General features: G+C 69.4%; 12 protein-coding genes. 1 reads left to right on the plus strand and 11 read right to left on the minus strand.

All coding sequences use genetic code 11. From position 1 onward, the window contains the following. Window positions 1-121 precede the first annotated feature (121 nt). The 10 genes from ACWEFL_RS19340 to ACWEFL_RS19385 all read right to left on the minus strand — a co-directional run bounded on the left by ACWEFL_RS19340 (window position 122) and on the right by ACWEFL_RS19385 (window position 15,140). Window positions 122-1,324: an inositol-3-phosphate synthase gene (locus tag ACWEFL_RS19340; protein WP_451713882.1), complete on the minus strand. Its 1,203-nt coding sequence runs from the start codon at window positions 1,322-1,324 to the stop codon at window positions 122-124. A gap of 138 nt (window positions 1,325-1,462) precedes the next feature. After that, on the minus strand, window positions 1,463-5,167 hold the full coding sequence (locus ACWEFL_RS19345; protein ID WP_451713885.1) for a ThuA domain-containing protein: 3,705 nt from the start codon (window positions 5,165-5,167) through the stop codon (window positions 1,463-1,465). A 268-nt stretch (window positions 5,168-5,435) separates the two neighbouring features. After that, window positions 5,436-6,440 carry a sugar phosphate isomerase/epimerase family protein gene (locus tag ACWEFL_RS19350; RefSeq protein WP_451713888.1) on the minus strand — a complete coding sequence of 335 codons (1,005 nt, stop codon included), beginning with the start codon at window positions 6,438-6,440 and terminating at the stop codon, window positions 5,436-5,438. A 10-nt stretch (window positions 6,441-6,450) separates the two neighbouring features. Beyond that, window positions 6,451-7,674 (minus strand): Gfo/Idh/MocA family protein, encoded by a 1,224-nt coding sequence (locus tag ACWEFL_RS19355; protein WP_451713890.1) that lies wholly within the window; start codon window positions 7,672-7,674, stop codon window positions 6,451-6,453. A gap of 46 nt (window positions 7,675-7,720) precedes the next feature. Further along, on the minus strand, window positions 7,721-8,767 hold the full coding sequence (locus tag ACWEFL_RS19360; RefSeq protein WP_451713893.1) for a substrate-binding domain-containing protein: 1,047 nt from the start codon (window positions 8,765-8,767) through the stop codon (window positions 7,721-7,723). 291 nt (window positions 8,768-9,058) lie between these two features. Then, window positions 9,059-10,096 (minus strand): ABC transporter permease, encoded by a 1,038-nt coding sequence (locus ACWEFL_RS19365; RefSeq protein ID WP_451713895.1) that lies wholly within the window; start codon window positions 10,094-10,096, stop codon window positions 9,059-9,061. Then, on the minus strand, window positions 10,093-11,616 hold the full coding sequence (locus ACWEFL_RS19370) for a sugar ABC transporter ATP-binding protein (RefSeq protein ID WP_451713898.1): 1,524 nt from the start codon (window positions 11,614-11,616) through the stop codon (window positions 10,093-10,095). Before ACWEFL_RS19370 ends, ACWEFL_RS19365 begins: the two co-directional genes overlap by 4 nt. 558 nt (window positions 11,617-12,174) lie before the next feature. Beyond that, the gene (locus ACWEFL_RS19375) at window positions 12,175-13,356 is read right to left on the minus strand and encodes an ROK family protein (RefSeq protein WP_451713900.1); all 1,182 of its coding nucleotides are present in this window, start codon (window positions 13,354-13,356) and stop codon (window positions 12,175-12,177) included. Window positions 13,357-13,567: 211 nt separating this feature from the next. Continuing rightward, window positions 13,568-14,044 (minus strand): NUDIX domain-containing protein, encoded by a 477-nt coding sequence (locus tag ACWEFL_RS19380; RefSeq protein ID WP_451713902.1) that lies wholly within the window; start codon window positions 14,042-14,044, stop codon window positions 13,568-13,570. Window positions 14,045-14,192: 148 nt separating this feature from the next. Further along, window positions 14,193-15,140, minus strand: a complete 948-nt coding sequence (locus ACWEFL_RS19385) for a beta-ketoacyl-ACP synthase III (protein ID WP_451713905.1) — start codon at window positions 15,138-15,140, stop codon at window positions 14,193-14,195. 281 nt (window positions 15,141-15,421) lie between these two features. On the opposite strand from ACWEFL_RS19385, the gene fdhD reads away from it, so the two are divergent. Continuing rightward, window positions 15,422-16,261 (plus strand): formate dehydrogenase accessory sulfurtransferase FdhD, encoded by an 840-nt coding sequence (gene fdhD, locus ACWEFL_RS19390; RefSeq protein WP_451713908.1) that lies wholly within the window; start codon window positions 15,422-15,424, stop codon window positions 16,259-16,261. Window positions 16,262-16,611: 350 nt separating this feature from the next. On the opposite strand, the gene ACWEFL_RS19395 is transcribed toward fdhD, so the two are convergent. Further along, complete coding sequence (locus ACWEFL_RS19395) at window positions 16,612-18,510, minus strand: LamG-like jellyroll fold domain-containing protein (protein WP_451713910.1); 1,899 nt, start codon at window positions 18,508-18,510, stop codon at window positions 16,612-16,614. Between the last annotated feature and the right edge of the window lie 9 nt (window positions 18,511-18,519).

Raw genomic sequence — 18,519 nt, forward strand, 5'->3', positions numbered from 1 at the left:
CCGGAAGCGTCGCGCTCCGAGCCGTCGAACCCGGAGCCGCCGGGCTCCGTACGCGGGAATCCCTTGCGCACCGGCTCGTTCCGGTCCGCCGGTCCGCCCGTCGATATCCGCCCGAGCAGGGTCACCGGGCCTCCCGCAGTCGTTCCGCGAACGCGAGGAGCGCGCCGTACTGCTCGGACAGCTCGGCCGGACCCGCGTCCGGATCCTTGAAGTAGAAGCCCAGTTCGGGCAGGGGGCCGGCGAACCCGGCTTCATGGGCACGTGCCACCAGACGGGCCAGATCGAGGACCAGCGGCGCGGCGAGGGCCGAGTCGCAGCCCTGCCAGATCGTCTGGAGGATCATCCGCGAGCCGAGGAAGCCGTCGAAGGCGATGTGGTCCCACGCCGTCTTCCAGTCGCCGAGCGCCGGGACGTCGTCGATGTGGACCTCGCCCTGCGGGGAGTGTCCGAGGACATCGGTCAGGACGCGCTCCTTGCCGGCGTTCTTCGCCGCCGCGGCCGCCGGATCGGCCAGCGCCGCTCCGTCCCCGCCGCCCAGCAGGTTGGTGCCGGACCATGCCCGTACGGACAGGGCGCGCTGCACGAACATCGGGGCGAGCACGGAACGGAGCAGCGTCTGACCTGTTTTGCCGTCGCGGCCGGCGTGGGGAAGTCCACTGGCCGCGGCGGCGTCCATGAGGGCGGCGGTGCGCAGCCCGGTGGAGGGGGTGAAGTTCACGAAGGGGCAGCCGGCGCGGATCGCCGCCGCCGCGTAGAGGGAGCTGGGCGCGAGCCGTTCCGCGCCTTCCTCGGGGAGGGGTTCGGTGGAGGAGACGTTCACGACCACGACGCGTGCCAGGTCGTGGCGGGCGCGGAAGCCGGTGAGGTCAGCGGCGAAGGCGTCGATGAGTTCCTCGTCGGTGCGGGTGTCACCGGGCAGCGGCCCGCCGGGGCGGATCTCCTCGTCGGCCGTGGCCAGTTCGCCGCGTATCGCCGGTACGAGACCGTACGGCAGCACGCCGGCCGCGGTCAGTTCCTCGGCCCGCTTGGGCAGCGGGGAGCAGGCGGTGTCATGGCCGCCGAAGACCAGGGACGGGAGGGAGGGCAGCCGTGACTGGGCGAAGGGCGCGCTCTCGGTGACCATGCCCGTCGGCGGATGCAGGCCGGCGGTGACCGCCGCGCATCCGGCGACGGCCGTGGTGGCGACCGAACCGCGCGCGCCGACGAACCAGACTCCGGTGCGTACCCGCCCGGTGTCCGAGTCCGTAGTCTCGACGGTGCGCGCGCTGCCGACGGTGTCCGTGGTCTCGACGGTGCGCTCGGCGCGTACCTCGTCGTTCGTCACGGCTGCCTCCCTGCCGATGTCAATGAAGTGCAATGAGGTGCGTTGAGGTGCGATGGGGCGTGCTGAGAAGAGGAAGTGTGGGTGACGGCGGGCGAGGGGTACGGCGCCTCCCCGCCCGCCGTCGTACTGGGGCGCCGTCTAGGAGGACAGCTCCTTCAGGGTGATGTTCTTGAAGGACACCTGGTCGGCTGCTCCATGGTTCTGGAGGCCGATGTGACCGTCCTTCAGGCTGCGGTTCGGGTCCTTGTTGGTGAAGTCGTTGATCTTCGCGCCGTTCAGGAAGACCTGGACACGCTCACCCTGGACCTTGATCTCGTACTGGTTCCACTGCCCCGGAGGCCGCAGCACCCGGTCGCGGGCCTTGAGGTCGGCCGACTTGAAGCCGTAGACCGAGCCGGTGGTCCGCGCGGGGGCGTCCGTGGCGTCGATCTGGATCTCGTAGCCCTTGTTCACGGCCGACCAGGGGTCGTCGGAGGCGGGGAAGCCGATGAAGATCCCGGAGTTGTCGTCACCGTCGAGCTTCCAGTCCAGCTTCAGGGAGTACGACTTCAGCTCCTTGGCCTGGTACCAGAGCATTCCCATGCCGCCCTCGGAGCGGAGTTCACCGTCGACCACGTTGAACTTGCCGGGACCGGCCTGCTTCCAGCCGTTGGTGGTCTTGCCGTTGAAGATGGTCCGCTCACCCTTGTCGGGCTTGCAGTCGGCCTTGACCTGGCCGGCGGCGTAGCGCAGACCGCCCAGCAGGTGCTCGCGGAACGCGGGCTCGGCGTACGACTCCTTGGTGTGGCCGCCGCCGGTGTAGAAGGAACGGCCGCCCTCGTAGGTCTGGCACCAGGCGATCGGGTGGTCGCCCTTCATGGTGCCGCCCTGGTAGGTGGTCTCGTCGAGGGACGCCAGCACCTTGGCCTGCTCACGCGGGTTGGTGCCGTAGTTGTACCACTCGTCGGTCCGCACCCACTCCTCGCCGAGGTGCTTGGTGGCGGGGTGGTCGTGGTTCTCGACCCGCACGGTCGCGGGCTGGATCTGCGGGTGACCGGAGAAGTAGGCGCCGACGAGGCCGCCGTAGAACTTCCAGTCGTACTCGGTGTCGGCCGCCGCGTGGACGCCCATGTAGCCGCCGCCGGTGGCGACGTAGTTCTCGAACGCCTTCTGCTGCTCGGCGTTGAGGACGTCACCGGTGGTGGAGAGGAAGACGACCGCGTCGTAGCGGGCGAGGTTGCTGGTGGTGAACTGGGCGGCGGACTCGGTGGAGTCGACCGTGAGGTTGCTGGTCTTGCCCAGTTCCTTCAGGGCCGCGATACCGGTCGGGATCGCGTCGTGGCGGAAACCGGCCGTCTTGGAGAAGACGAGGACGCGCTTGGCGGTACGGTCCGGCGGGGTGTTGGAGAACTCGAAGTCGTCGAGGTCGAAGAGAGCCCCTGCGCCGCCCTTGAAGACCAGGAACAGCTCGGTGGTCTTCTTGGGCACGGCCCTCAGCGGGATGTCGATGTCCTGGAAGGTCTCCCAGCTGCCGGTCACGGGCACGGGCCCGGAACCGAGGATCTTGCCGGTCGGCGATCCGGTGCGGACTTCGAGGAAGCCGCCCGCTCCGCCGGAGGAGATCCGCGCGGTGAGCTTGGTGGAGCCGGCGAGGTTGTACGGCTTGAAGGAGATCCAGTCGTCGTTGTCGATGTCGCCGACGGTCTTGCCGCCGTTGGCGGCGGGCTTGTCGTAGGTGCGGATGCCGGACTGGGCGCTGAAGTGCTCGGCCTGGCGGTGTCGCGGCTGGAGCTGCACCTGGTCGTTGGTGGTCAGGGGAGCCTGGCCGCCGCCGCCGTTGTCCGTGTACTCCGCGACGAAGACGCCGTAGATGTTGGCGTTGGGGTCGTGACCGCCTTCGCCGGACGTCTTGATGGTGCCGGAGCAGCCCTTGGCGTCGGTGAGCTTGTGGGCGTGGCTGTCATGGCCGAGGAGGTAGCTGACCGTGACCTTGGTGCAGTCGATGGCACCGGCGTCCTGGTCCTCGGGATCGGTGACCTTGACCTTGAAGGGAACCTCGTCGCCGAAGTTGAAGAGCGCGCCGTCGGCGGGCAGTTCGAGGGTGACCTTCGGGGCGGTGTTGCCGACCACGATCCGGACGCTGGCGGCCGCGGTACGGCCCGTCGGGTCCTTGACAGTCACGGTCGCCGTGTAGGTGCCGTTCTTCTTGTAGCGGTACGAGGGGTTGGCCTCGGTGGACTTGCCGCCGTCGCCGAAGTCCCAGGCGTACGTCAGGGCGTCGCCGTCGGGGTCGGTGCTTCCCTCGGAGGAGAAGTTGACGCGCAGCGGGCCCTTGCCGGAGGTCTTGTCCGCCTTGGCCTCGGCCGAGGGCGAACGTCCGCCGGTCGAGTTCTCGATGCGGTACAGCGCCGAGTGCTCGTTGCCGCCGAACCAGGCGGTTCCGTAGTCGAGGACGTACAGCGCGCCGTCGGGACCGAACTTCATGTCCATGACCTGCGTGCCGGTCCACGGGAACGGGTTGATCTTGGCGACCGAACCGTCCGCGTTCTGCTCGATCCGCTTGATCCAGCGGCGGCCGAACTCACCGGCGAAGTAGTCGCCGTCGTACGCCTCGGGGAACTTCACCGGGGACGGGTTGTTCGCGTCGTAGCGGTAGACCGGTCCGCCCATCGGGGACTCGCCGCCGTTGCCGAACTCGGGCACGGAGCCGCCGTCGTAGGGGATCCACGCCTTCTGGGCGGGCGGCAGGTCGACGAGGCCGGTGTTGTGCGGCGACTCGTTCTTGGGCGCGTCGCAGTCGAAGGCGGCGCCGGACGTCTTGGTCGCGAAGTCGTAGTCGACGTACGGGACCTTGAAGGTGTTGCAGAGCGGCCAGCCGAAGTTGCCCGGCTTGTCGACCTTGACGAAGCCGACCGCGCCGGCGGGGCCGCGCTTGGGGTCGGCGGCGCCGGCGTCGGGGCCGTAGTCACCGACGTAGGCGGTACCGGTCTTCTGGTCGACGCTGAAGCGGAACGGGTTCCTGAAGCCCATCGCGTAGATCTCGGGCCGCGTCTTGGCGGTGCCCGGCGCGAAGAGGTTGCCCTCCGGGATGGAGTACGAGGCGTCCGGGTTGACCTTGATGCGCAGGAGCTTGCCGCGCAGGTCGTTGGTGTTGCCCGAGGTGCGGCGGGCGTCGTAGGCGGGGTTGCGGCCCGGCCGGTCGTCGATGGGGGTGTAGCCGTCGGAGGCGAAGGGGTTGGAGTCGTCGCCCGTCGACAGATAGAGGTTGCCCTGCGCGTCGAAGTCGATGTCGCCGCCGACGTGGCAGCAGATGCCGCGGGTCGCGGGGACGTCGAGGATCTTCTTCTCGCTGGCGTTGTCGAGGGTGCCGTCGGCCTTCAGGACGAAGCGCGAGAGGCGGTTGACTCCGTCGAACTTCGCGAACTGCTCCGCGGTGCCCTCATTGGGCGCGTCACCCGCCGGAGTGTCCATCGGCGGCGCATAGTAGAGATAGACGAAACGGTTCTCGCTGAACTTGGGGTCCAGGCCGATGCCCTGGAGGCCCTCCTCGTCATGCGAGTACACCGGGATCTTGCCGACGACGCGGGTGTTGCCCGCGAAGTCGGTCATCCGCAGCTCGCCGTTGCGGGAGGTGTGCAGCACGCTGCGGTCCGGGAGGATCTCCATCGACATGGGCTCGCCGGTCTCGGCGGCTCCCTTGGCGAGGGTGACCTGCTGGAACGATTCGGCATTGGGGGCCGGATCAGGGTCGGCGGCGGCGGCGATCTGCGGCGCGGTGAAGGTGAAGGAGGTGGCCGCGAGGAGACCGCCGGTCAGGAGCGCCAGACCTCTGCGCGCTCGTGGTCGTTTTCTGTTCGTGTGCACGAAATTTCCTCCGGGGATGGACCGGTAGAACGGGGCGGGATGCCGTGGAACCGGAGTGCGCCGTCACGCCGGGGACCACCTATGTCCTGTACACAACTGGGACGTTAGACGGGTTCGTCCAGAACTGAAAGCCCTTGTGCGGCAAGGAACTTAACTTTTCCCTACCGCAGGACAAAGACGGACCCGAACAGGCCGGACCGACCCGGCGGCGAATCGGTCCGCCGGGCCACGCCCACTGTCTGACCTGCTATGACGGCCTTCGAAGGCCCTAGTCGCCGCCTCCGAAGGCCGCGTCGAACGAGGCGGTGGGCGGATCGAAATCGAACCGCTTCAGATCGGCGAGCGCCTGTGGCGCACCGATCAGCCGGTCCATTCCGGCGTCCTCCCACTCCACCGAGATGGGGCCGTCGTAGCCGATCGACCGCAGCATCCGGAACACGTCCTCCCAGGGGACGTCGCCGTGTCCGGCCGAGACGAAGTCCCAGCCGCGCCGGGGGTCGCCCCACGGCAGATGCGAGCCGAGCCGGCCGTTGCGGCCGTCCAGACGCTTGCGCGCCTCCTTGCAGTCGACGTGGTAGATCCGGTCCCGGAAGTCGTACAGGAAGCCGACCGGGTCCAGGTCCTGCCAGACGAAGTGACTGGGGTCGAAGTTCAGCCCGAAGGCGGGACGGTTCCCGACCGCCTCCAGGGCCCGCTTGGTCGTCCAGTAGTCGTACGCGATCTCGCTGGGGTGCACCTCGTGGGCGAACCTCACCCCCTCCGCGTCGAAGACGTCGAGAATCGGGTTCCACCGTTCGGCGAAGTCCTCGTATCCGCGGTCGATCATCGACTCCGGCACCGGCGGGAACATCGCCACCAGATGCCAGATCGACGAGCCGGTGAAGCCGACGACGGTCTCCACCCCGAAGGCCGCCGCGGCGCGCGCGGTGTCCTTCAGTTCGGCGGCGGCCCGCTGCCGTACGCCCTCGGGCTCTCCGTCGCCCCAGATCCGCGCGGGCACGATGCCCTTGTGCCGCTCGTCGATGGGGTTGTCGCAGACGGCCTGGCCCACCAGATGGTTGGAGATCGCCCAGCACTTCAGGCCGTACTTCTCCAGCAGCGCGTGCCGCCCCGCGACGTACGACGGGTCGGCGAGCGCCTTGTCGACCTCGAAGTGGTCTCCCCAACAGGCCAGTTCCAGCCCGTCGTAGCCGAAGTCACGGGCGAGCCGGCACACCTCCTCCAGGGGCAGATCGGCCCACTGGCCGGTGAAGAGAGTGAACGGGCGTGGCATGGAGCGCCTCCTAGACCTCTGCTTGGACGGGGGTGTAGACGGCCGAGACGGGGGTGTACACGGCGTTCTTCCGGGCGCTCTCCTCCACCGCGGCGAGCACCCGCTGCACCTGGAGTCCGTCCGCGAACGACGGGGCCGGATCGGCTCCCGTCGCAATCGCCTCGATCAGATCGCGTGCCTGGTGGGTGAAGCTGTGCTCGTAGCCGAGCCCGTGGCCCGGCGGCCACCACGCCTCCAGATACGGATGGTCCGCCTCGGTGACGAGGATGCGCCGGAAGCCGGACGACGCGGCGGGCTCGGTGTGGTCGTGGAAGGACAGCTCGTTGAGCCGCTCCAGATCGAAGGCGATCGATCCCAGTTCGCCGTTGATCTCGAACCGCAGCGCGTTCTTGCGGCCCGACGCCATCCGGGTGGCCTCGAAGGAGGCGAGCGCCCCCGACGGGAGCCGGCCGTTGAACAGCGCCGCGTCGTCGACGGTGACCGCGCCCCGGTCGGCGCCCGCGGAGCCGGAGAGCCCGGCGGACGCGCCCGCGAGCAGCGGGCGCTCCCGTACGAACGTCTCCGACAGGGCGGAGACTCCGACCAGGCGCTCGCCCGCCAGGTGCTGGGCGAGGTCGACGATGTGCGCACCCAGATCCCCGAGCGCTCCCGAGCCCGCGTGCTCCCGCTGGAGCCGCCAGGTCAGGGGGAACTTCGGGTCCACCAGCCAGTCCTGGAGGTAGATGAACCGCAGATGGCGCAGGGTGCCGAGCCGCCCCTCGGCGATCAGCCTGCGGGCGTACGCGATGGCCGGAACCCGCCGGTAGTTGAAGCCGACCATCGCCAGCTGCCCGCGTTCCCGGGCGCGTTCGGCCGCCGCCGTCATCGCCTCGGCCTCGGCGACCGTATTGGCCAGCGGCTTCTCGCAGAGCACGTGCTTGCCCGCCTCCAGCGCGGCGACCGCGATCTCCGCATGGGAGTCACCCGGTGTGCAGATGTCGACCAGCTGCACGTCGTCCCGGGCTATGAGGGCGCGCCAGTCGGTCTCCGCCGCCGCCCAGCCGTGTTTGTCGGCCGCGGCGCGCACGGCTGACGAATCACGCCCGGCGATCGCGGCGAGGACCGGCTTCATCGGCAGGTCGAAGACACGGCTCACATTGCGCCACCCCTGGGAATGGGCGGCTCCCATGAACGCGTATCCGACCATGCCGACGCCGAGTGTCGGCGGAGCGGCCTCACTGTCCCTCTGTTCCATACGGATTCCTCCTCGTCGGTCTGCGCGGTGGGGGCGGGCGGCCCGGTCAGATGAACCCGGTGGGCAGGTACTGGTCGACGTTGTCCTTGGTGACGACGGCGGAGTACAGGGTGATCGAGTTCGGGATCTCCAGCTCCGCCAGGCCGCTGATGCCCTTGCCCTGGGCCACGGCGCGGGCGACGTCGATGGCGGACGCGGCCATCGTCGGCGGGTAGAGCACGGTCGCCTTGAGCACGCTGTTGTCGGCCTTGATGGCGTCCATCGCGGACTTGGCGCCGGCGCCGCCGACCATCAGGAAGTCCTTGCGGCCTGCCTGGGCGATGGCGCGGAGCGCACCCACGCCCTGGTCGTCGTCGTGGTTCCACAGCGCGTCGAACTGGCTCTGCGCCTGGAGGAGCTGGGCCATCTTCGCCTGGCCGGACTCCACGGTGAAGTCGGCGGCCTGGCGGGCGACCTTCTTGATGTTGGGGTAGTTCTTCAGGGCGTCGTCGAAGCCCTGGGTGCGCTGCTTGGTGAGTTCGAGGTTGTCGAGCCCGGCCAGCTCGATGACCTTGGCGTTCGGCTTGTCCTTGAGCTGCTGGCCGATGTAGTTGCCGGCGTTGAGACCCATGCCGTAGTTGTCGCCGCCGACGTAGCAGCGGTACGCCTGGGGGGAGGCGAAGATCCGGTCGAGGTTGATGACCGGGATGCCCGCCCTCATCGCCTGGAGGCCGACCTGGGTGAGGGCCTTGCCGTCGGCGGGGAGGATGACGAGGACGTCGACCTTCTTGTTGATCAGGGTCTGGACCTGACCGATCTGCGCGGCCGTGTCGTTGGAGCCCTCGGTGGTCTCCAGGGTGACGTCGGAGTACTTCTTCGCCCGCGACTTGGCGTTGTCGTTGATGGCGTTGAGCCAGCCGTGGTCGGCCTGCGGTCCGGCGAAGCCGATGGTGACGGCCTTGCCGGGGGCTTCGGAGGCAACCGGGGCGTTGTTGGTCGCCGACTCCTTCTTCTTCGGCTCATTGCTGGTGCAGGCGGTGAGCAGGGCGCCGGCGGAGACCGCGGCGGTGCCGAAGAGCAGTCCTCTACGGCTCGGCGATGACTTTTCTGCCATGGCGAGATGAACCCTTCAACTGGGCGGGGCGTGGGAGAGAGGGATGTCGAGGGTGGATACGGGTGTCGAGGGCGGACGAGGGTGGGTGAGGGGCTGTTGTCGGAGGTGACACCGGGGGCGGTGTCGTGTGTCGTGTGTCGGTCGCCGGGTCTGTCGGCGAGAGCCGGTGGTCCGTCGCCTGCGCGGTGTCGGGGTGTTGGCCGAACGCGGCGACAGGGTGTTCGCCGGACGGGGCGTCAGGGTGTTCGTCGGGCGCGGCGTGTGGGTGACGGAGCGGCGGGTCCCGCCGGGTCAGGCACCGCCGCTGTTCCGCAGGGTGCGGTGCTGCACCAGGACCGCGGCGACGATGATCGCGCCCTTGGCGATCTGCTGGACCGCGCTCTCCAGGTTGTTGAGGGCGAAGATGTTGGTGATCGTGGTGAAGATCAGGACACCGAGCACGGAGCCGACGATCGTGCCGCGGCCACCGCTGAGGAGGGTGCCGCCGATGATCGCCGCGGCGATGGCGTCGAGTTCGTAGAGATTGCCGTTGGTGTTCTGGCCGGAGCCGGCGAGCACGATCAGCATGAAGGCGGCGATGCCGCAGCACAGTCCGGAGAGGAGATACAGATAGAGGCGCTGCCTCTTGACGTCGATTCCGGCGAGCCTGGCCGCTTCCGCGTTGCCGCCCACGGCGAAGGTGCGCCGTCCGAAGGTCGTACGGTTCAGCACCAGCCAGCCGACGGCGACGACGGCCGCGAAGACGAGGACCAGCGGCGGAATGCCCAGGATGTAGGCGTCCTTGACACCGAGGTCGAGCACCGACTCCACGGTGACGATCTGTGTCTTGCCGTCCGTGATCTGGAGGGCGAGCCCACGGGCGGACGCGAGCATCGCGATCGTCGCGATGAACGGCACCATACCGCCGTACGCGATCAGCAGTCCGTTCACCAGTCCGCAGGCAAGGCCCACGATGATCGCGGTGAAGAGGATGCCCGCGAAACCGTACTCCTGGGTGGCGAGGGTGGTCGCCCAGACCGAGGCCAGGGCCACCATCGCGCCGACCGAGAGATCGATGCCGCCGCTGGTGATGACGAACGTCATGCCGACGGTGACGACGCCGATGATGGACGCCTGGGTGAGGACGAGCTGGAGATTGCTCGTGGCGAGGAATTCGTCGGGCTTGGTGATCCCTCCGACCACGATCAGGGCGGCGAGGACGCCGAGGAGCGACAGATTGCGGACATCGAGGCGCAGGCCGAGCGGTCGACGCGAACCCCCGTTGTCCGGCTGCGGCTTCACAAGGGGTGTCGGCGCGTCCTGCTGCGCCGGAGTGGCTGGCTGCGTCATGCCGTCGGGTTCCCTTCCATGACAAGGTCGAGTACGCGGTGCTCGTCGAGGTCGCGGGCGTCGGACGTGTGGACGACGCTGCCCTCGCGCAGTACCAGCACACGGTCGGCGAGGCCCAGGACTTCCGGCACTTCGCTGGATACGAGTAGTACGGCCAGGCCCTCGTCGGCCAGCCTGCGGATCACCGCATAGAGTTCGGCCCGCGCTCCGACGTCGACCCCTCGGGTCGGCTCGTCGAGGAGCAGCACCTTGCAGCCCCGCAGCAGCCAGCGGGCCAGTACGGCCTTCTGCTGGTTGCCGCCGGACAGGGTGCGGATGACCGCGTCGGGGTTGTCGGGCCGCAGGGACAGTTCCCTGGTCGCCTTCTGGGCGGCGGCGCGCTCGGCGCGGCGGTCGATCCAGCCGGCGCGGGAGAAGCGGGAGAGGGTGGAGATCGAGACGTTGCGGGTGACGGACTCGATCAGCAGCAGGCCCTGGGCCTTGCGCTCCTCGGGTGCGAGCCCGATCCCGGCGTTCACCGCGGAGCGGACGCTTCCGGGCCGCAGGGCCTCGCCGTCGACGAGAACGCGTCCTCGGGTGGGCTTGCGGGCTCCGTAGATCGTCTCCAGGATCTCGGACCGGCCGGAGCCGACGAGCCCGGCGAGGCCGACGATCTCCCCCGGATAGAGCTCCAGGTCCACGGGCTCGAACTCGCCTGTCCTGGTGAGCCCTTCGACCTTCAGCACCGGCTCCTTGGCCCGCGTGTTCGTGGCGACGGGGCGCTCGGGGAAGATGTACTCGACGTTCCGTCCGGTCATCAGGGAGACGACGTCTTTGGTGGGCGTGGACTCGGCGGGCAGGCCCACGGCGACGGCCCGGCCGTCCTTGAGGACGGTGACCCGGTCGCCGATCCGGCGGATCTCTTCGAGCCGGTGGGAGATGTAGACGACGGCGACCCCGTCGGAGGTGAGGTCGGCGACGATACGGAACAGATTGTCGACCTCGTCGGGGTCGAGGGCGGCGGAGGGCTCGTCCATCACGATCAGCCGCACCTCGTGGGAGAGCGCGCGGGCCATGGAGACGATCTGCTGGTGCGCGGCGGAGAGTTCGCCGACGAGCCGGGCCGGATCGATCTCGGGGTGGCCGAGTCGTTTGAGCAGCCGAGTGGTGGCCGATCGGGCCTCGGCGCCCTTGATGACGAAGCCGGCGGTGGTCGGCTCATGGCCGAGGTAGACGTTCTCGGCCACCGACAGCCCTTCCACCAGGTCGAGTTCCTGGTAGATGGTGGCGATACCGAGCCGCATCGCGGCGATGGGCGACTTGAGCGAGACCGGTTCGCCTCGCCAGGTGATGGTGCCGCCGTCGGGCTGATGGGCTCCGGCGAGCACCTTGATCAGGGTGGACTTGCCCGCGCCGTTCTGCCCGAGGAGACAGTGCACTTCACCGGCCGCCACCTCCAGGTCCACGCCGTCGAGCGCGCGGACACCGGGGAACGACTTGGTGATCCCGGACATGGTGAGCAAGGGTGGTTCTGGTGCCATGACAAATCCCCTCGGCGGGTACGGCCGTTGAGCGTGTCCCGTGGGTACGCAGTGCTGTACGGCGTCTGTTACGTGTGGGGGGGCACTCGTTGAGGCATGGGTGAGGGCGCTCGCGGTGAGTGCGGGGGCGTGCGCGTGGTGGCACGTGTTACCCACTGCACTGAGCAGCCACATGACTACTTAAAGTGACGATCGATGGGTGCGGTGATGGTCGTGCGGGTCGGGTCGGGGGTGGTGTCGAGGTGGTGCGGGGCGCTGCTCGGTGTGCGGGCGGTTCGGTGGATCCCGGTACTGCGGGTGGAGCCGGTGGTGCGGCGGTACTGGTGGTTTCGCTTCTGCTGGCGGTTCGGTACTGCCAGTGGTTCGGCTGTCCTGCGGTGTCCGTCCGTGTGGGGCGGTGGTGGGCGTGTGATGCCTTGTTGCCGTAGTGCTGCAGTGCTGTAGTGCGGTAGTGCTGTAGTGCTGTAGTGCTGTAGTGCCGTGAATCTCGTTCGGGTGAAGCGTCGTTACTGTCAAGCGGTGTTCGCGCTGTCGCGCCGACCGGGCGGGCCGGCCTTCTCAGGCCGGGGAGAACAGATGGTCGCTGATGAGCCTCGCCGCGCCGATCACTCCGGCCACCGCGCCCAACTCGCCCAGCACAATGGGCAGGTTCCCGGTGGCCAGTGGCAGTGACTGGCGGTAGACCTGGGTCCGTACGGCCGCCAGCAGGGTGTGACCGAGGCCGGTCACACCGCCGCCGATCACCACGAGACCCGGATTGAAGAAGCTGACGAGTCCCGCGATGACCTGGCCGACACGGTTGCCGCCCTCACGGATGAGTTCGAGGGAGGCGGTGTCACCCGCGGCAGCCGCGGCGGCGACATCCGCGGCCGTCAAGTTCCCGGCCGTCCGCAGCCGTTCGGCCAGTTCGGGTGAACGCCCGCTGCGGGCCGCCTCCTCGGCGTCGCGGGCGAGCGCGGCACCGCTGAAGTGGGCCTCCAGGCAGCCCTTGTTGCCGCAGGCGCAGGCGCGGCCGTACGGATCGACCTGGATATGGCCGATGTCGCCGGCGCTGCCGGTCGTACCGCGGTAGACCTCTCCGCCGACGACGATGCCGCAGCCGATGCCCGTACCGATCTTGACACAGAGGAAGTCGGCCACCGAGCGTGCGACGCCCGCGTGCTGCTCCCCCATCGCCATCAGGTTCACGTCGTTGTCGACCATGACGGGGCAGCCGAGGTCCTGGCTGAGCGCCTCCCGTACGGGGAAGCCGTCCCAGCCGGGCATGATCGGCGGCGCGACCGGGACGCCCTCGGGGAAGCGGACCGGGCCGGGCACTCCGATGCCCGCGCCGTCGAAGCCCTCGGCGAGGCCGGTGGCCTTGAGCTTGGCGGCCATCGACAGCACCTGCTCGAAGATGGCGACCGGACCCTCTCGGACGTCCATCGGGTGGTTGAGGTGCCCGAGCACCTCCAGCTCCGCGTTGGTGACGGCGACGTCTATCGACGTCGCGCCGATGTCCACGCCGAGGAAGCGCAGTTCGGGCGCGAGCCGGATGTTGTGCGAGCGCCGCCCGCCGCGTGAGGCGGCGAGCCCGTCCGCGACGACCAGACCGGTCTCCAGCAGCCGGTCGACCTCGACGGCCAGCTTGGACCGCGAGAGATCCACCAGATCGCCGAGCTGGGCGCGGGAATTGGGGCCCCCGTCGCGCAGCAGCCTCAGCAGCCGCGCCTGGTGCGCGTTAGCGGGTCGAGCGGTCATGCGTCTCAATGCCCCTCCCCTCCCCTGGCCATCGGCATGGGGACCCATACGGCCCTGACTGATCAGGCTTTCGAGGGGAACGTAGCAGCGCTTGCAGTAACTGGGAAGGACTTGAGCAGAGATTGCGCCCAACTTTTTCCACACTCGGGACAAAGCCGGGTCGTTGCGAGGACGATCAAGAGGGAAGCCAGGTCACGCGGAGGGAAGCCCTTCATGAGCCGGCGGACCGCAGCAGTGCCTCCAGCCGGTCGAGGAAGATCAGCTGCGCGGCCACCAGCCTCACCCGCGCCGCGGGCACACCGGTCCACTCGGCACGGTCGATCTCCGGGAACTCCTGGATCCGGCCGGAACGCGGCGGCCACTCCATGCGGAAGACGCCGGGCGCCATGAGGCCGATGTCGAGATCGCCCTCCAGCGCCCAGAGAGTGACGATCTTGCCGCTGGACTGACGGTTCTCGCCGAGCGGCAGCCACTCGCCGTCGGGCGGCGCTAGGCCGAGTTCCTCCTGGAACTCCCGCCGCGCCGCCGCCATCGGTTCCTCCTGCGGGGTGTACTCCCCCTTCGGCACCGACCAGGCCCGCTCGTCCTTGGCCGCCCACAGCGGCCCTCCCATATGACCGATGAGGATTTCGGTCCCGGCACCCCGACCACGGAACAGGAGCAGTCCCGCGCTGCGCTTCGCCACCATGGCGCTCAGTCTGCCCGGACCGGGCAGGGACAGGGGCGAGAACCGCTCGGACCCGGCGAACGATCCGTGCGGACGGCCGCCCCGACCGCATGGGCAGCCCGTGTGCGGACCGCCCAGGCGCAAGGGACGGCTCAGGACAGTGGACGGCTCAGGGGCAGCGGACGATCTGTCCCCCGTACGAGAGGTTCCCGCCGAAGCCGAAGAGCAGCACCGGGTCGCCCGACTTGATCTCCCCGCGCTCGACCAGTTTGGCGAACGCCATCGGGATCGACGCCGCCGAGGTGTTGCCGGAGTCGACCACATCGCGGGCGATCACGGCGTTGACCGCGCCGATCTTCTGGGCGATGGGCTCGATGATCCGCAGATTCGCCTGGTGCAGCACGACCGCGGCCAGGTCCTCCGGACGCACTCCCGCGCGCTCGCAGACCTGTCGGGCGATGGGCGGGAGCTGGGTGGTGGCCCAGCGGTAGACGGACTGGCCCTCCTGGGCGAAACGCGGCGGGGTGCCCTCGATCCGTACCGCGTGCCCCATCTCGGGCAACGACCCCCACAGGACCGGACCGATGCCCGGCTCCTCGCCGTCGGGCACCGCCTCGACGACGGCCGCGCCCGCGCCGTCGCCGAGGAGCACGCAGGTCGAGCGGTCGCTCCAGTCGGCGATGGCGGTCATCTTGTCCGCGCCGATCACCAGAGCCCGGCTCGAGGAACCGGCCCGTACGGAGTGGTCGGCGATGGCGAGGGCGTGGGTGAACCCGGCGCAGACCACATTGACGTCCATCACCGCCGGTGAGCCCATATTGAGCCGGGCCGCGACCCGGGCCGCGGTGTTCGGGGAACGGTCGATCGCGGTGGAGGTGGCCACCAGGACGAGATCGATGTCCCGAGGCGTAAGGCCCGCCGCGGCGAGGGCCTTGGCGGCGGCGTGCGCGGCCAGCTCGTCGACCGGCTCGTCGTCGGACGCCTGATGACGGGTGCGGATGCCGACACGGGTACGAATCCACTCGTCGCTGGTGTCGACGAGGGCCGCGAGGTCCTCATTGGTGAGCACCGATGCGGGCTGATAGTGCCCCAGTGCGGCAATACACGAACCGGTCATGTGTGGGGTCCCCTCCTGCAGGCGGTCGAAAATCCCAGTCTTGGCCGCTACCAACTGGTACGACGGCAGGTGATCCGACAGGTTCGGACCCTGTTTTCTGTAGCTTCCCGAAGGATTGCAACTGATTTTCGGTGCTCCTCGCCCGAATCCCAGGGGAAGACGGCCGCCGTCGGACCGAAAACCACGGTGCAGGACAATGACACGGAACACGGCCACCGACACCGACACCGACACCGACACCGACACCGACGGGGTCATACACAGAATCGGAACCGAACGCCATGGGACGGGTCACCGAACGCCGCCGAGTCATCCGCATCCGGGACGGCGCGGTCTCGACGCGCCCGGACACCCTGGTGGCGGAGGAGCCCCTGGAGATCCGGCTCAACGGCAAACCGCTCGCCATCACCATGCGCACCCCCGGTGACGACTTCGCACTCGCGACGGGTTTCCTCGTCAGCGAGGGAGTGATCGGCGCGGCGGACGAGGTTCAGACCATCGCGTACTGCGCCGGGGCGACCGCTGAGGGCGTCAACACCTACAACGTGGTGGATGTGCGGCTCGCGCCGGGCGTCCCGATCCCCGACGTCTCCCTGGAGCGGAACGTCTACACCACCTCCTCCTGCGGTCTGTGCGGCAAGGCCAGCCTGGACGCCGTACGGACGACCACGCGCTTCCCTATCGCGGACACTCCCCCGGTACGCGTCGAACCCGCGCTGCTCTCGACACTGCCCGACCGGCTGCGCGAGGGGCAGCGCGTCTTCGACCGGACCGGGGGTCTGCACGCCGCCGCCCTCTTCTCCGAGACGGGTGAGCTGCTGGACATCCGCGAGGACGTGGGCCGGCACAACGCGGTGGACAAGCTCATCGGCCGGGCCCTGCGCAACGGCGGGCTGCCGCTGTCGAGAGCGATCCTGCTGGTCTCGGGGCGCGCGTCGTTCGAACTGGCGCAGAAGGCGGTGATGGCCGGGCTGCCGGTGCTCGCCGCGGTCTCCGCGCCGTCGTCGCTCGCGGTCGATCTGGCCGCCGAGACCGGCCTGACGTTGATCGGCTTTCTCCGCGGCCCCCATATGAATGTGTACGCGGGTGAGCAGCGCATCGCCCTGAGCACGGTGATCTGACGGGCGGAGGCCCGACGGACAGAGACGTGACGGGCGGATGCCTGACAGGCGGAGGTCCGACGGGCAGCGGGCTGACCGGCGGAGTGCCGGCGGGCAGAGGTCCGACGGTCGGCGCTCCGCCGCGAGCGCGGAATCCGAGCACGGAACGGGCGGGACCGGACGGCACCGGACGGACCGGGCCGGGACCTGGCGGGGGTCGGCCGGAACCTGCCGGGGTCGCCGCGGCGGACCGGCCGGGCCTCGCCCCGCCGCGCCTCGCCCCGCCGGTGCCCGCCCGATCGTCACTCATCCGATCGCCGCCCGCCCAGTGCTCGGGATTCCCCCGGCCGACGGCCGGGGGCGCGGCCGGATCAGGCGTTCATGAAGTGCCTGGGCGACAGGGCGCGCTCGACGATGCGTATATCGCCGAGCCAGCCGTGGAGCAGTTGATCGAGGACCCCGGCGTACTCGTATCCACCCACCAGCCAGGGCGCTCCGATGGTGGTGAGCCCGGTGGTCCGGGTGGCGGGGTTGCGGGCCACGGGGCAGCCTTCGACGTACAGCGTGGTGTGACGGGTGTCGTTCACGACCGCTATGTGCCACCAGGTGGAGCGCTCCAGTTCATGGCTCCAGCTGGTGATGGTGCCGGGCTGGTTCAGCGGGGTGTACGCCCACTGGATCGCCGCGCCGTCGGACAGGGAGAGGGTGGCCACCATCTCGTCCAGGTCGCCCTCGGTCTTGCCGGCGGCCTTCAGGGTGCCCCGGCGGCAGACCATCGCCGACCAGGCGTGGCGGCTCGACTGCCAGTCGTCGGGGAGCTTGACGAAGGTCTCGATGGTGTACCCCGAGCGGAAGGTCTTGCCGTTGAGCGGGGCCTTGTCCTCCGTACGGAGATATGCGCCGCGCAGTGGGGGCTTGCCGCCGTCGAAGTACAGACTGCCGTGGCCCGGCTGGTCGGGGTGGTGGCTGTCGGACCAGCGCAGCGCGTCGGCGGGGCTGCCGGGGACGGCTTCACGGATCAGATCGTTGCCCTGACCGGAGAGGTCCTTGACGCGCAGACCGGGGTCGGCAGCGGTGCCATCGGGCCGGCCGCCGTCGAAGCGCCAGTAGGCGACGGTGCCGGGCACCAGCAGTCCGGCGGCGGGCCGGGCGGGGCGGGCGGGGACGGGCGCGAATCCGGCGAAGCGCTTCTCGAAGTCGATGGGGACGGAGAAGCTGTCCTGCGGCCCGGTCATCTCGATCTCACGGCGCTCCAGCTCATTGAGATCGTCCCAGTCGCGCCCGAGGAGCCATGGGGAGACCGTCTCCACGTCGATGGTGTCGCGGGCGAGGTCGAAGCGGTAGAGGCGGATCATCGCGCTGCCGCCGTAGTAGCGGTTCTGGTAGTTGGCGATGTGGAGATGGACGTCGCGGCCGGCCTTGTTCTCGCGTGTGGTGCGGGCTGCGGGCCAGTAGTGGCCGTTGAGAGTGAGGAAGATCTGGTCGTGGTCGGCGATCAGTTCCTCCCACAGGCGCTTGCCGTGTGAGGAGAACTGGGCCTCGTCCCCGGACGAGTTGGCGTACACCAGGTCGTGGGTGGTGAGGATGACCGCTGCGGTGGGGTGCTGGGCGAGGACCTTCTTCGCCCATGCGAAGGCGGCGGGCGAGGGACGCCAGTCGAGGGCGAGGACCAGCCACTCGCGGCCGGCGGCGCGGAAGCGGTGGTAGGTGTTGTACCCGTCGGGGGTGGCTCCGCCGAAGGTGGGCAGTCCGCGCAGCCGCTTCGGCCCGAACGCGTCGAGGTACGGGGTGCGACCGCGCTGGTCGTCGGTCCTCGAATCGACGTCGTGGTTTCCGGCGACGACGCTGTAGCCGACGCGGCGGCGGTCGAGGATCTCGAACGCCTCGCTCAGCGGAGCGAATTCCTCCTTCTGCCCGTGCTCGGTGAGATCGCCGAGGTGGGAGAGGAAGACGATGTTCTCGTCCCGGCCGCGGTCCAGGATGTAGCGCAGGGACGCCTTGACGGGCTCGTCCTGAATGCTCTCGCCGTCGAACAGATACTGGGTGTCCGGCATGACGACGACGGTGAACCGGGGGTTGTCGGCGTCGGGGCGCCAACGGCCGCCGCCGTCACCGGATTCGCCGCGCTGCTGGGTGGCGGCTGCCGCGGTCGTGATCCCGGTGGCGCTGAGCCCCGCGGCGGCGCCGGTGAGCCCGGCGGCGCGCAGGAACGTACGACGGGCGGCGGCACCGGGGAGAGGGCCGTCGGGCTGGTGAAGGGGACTGCACATGGACTTCTC

This window comes from Streptomyces sp. NPDC004838, assembly GCF_053600955.1.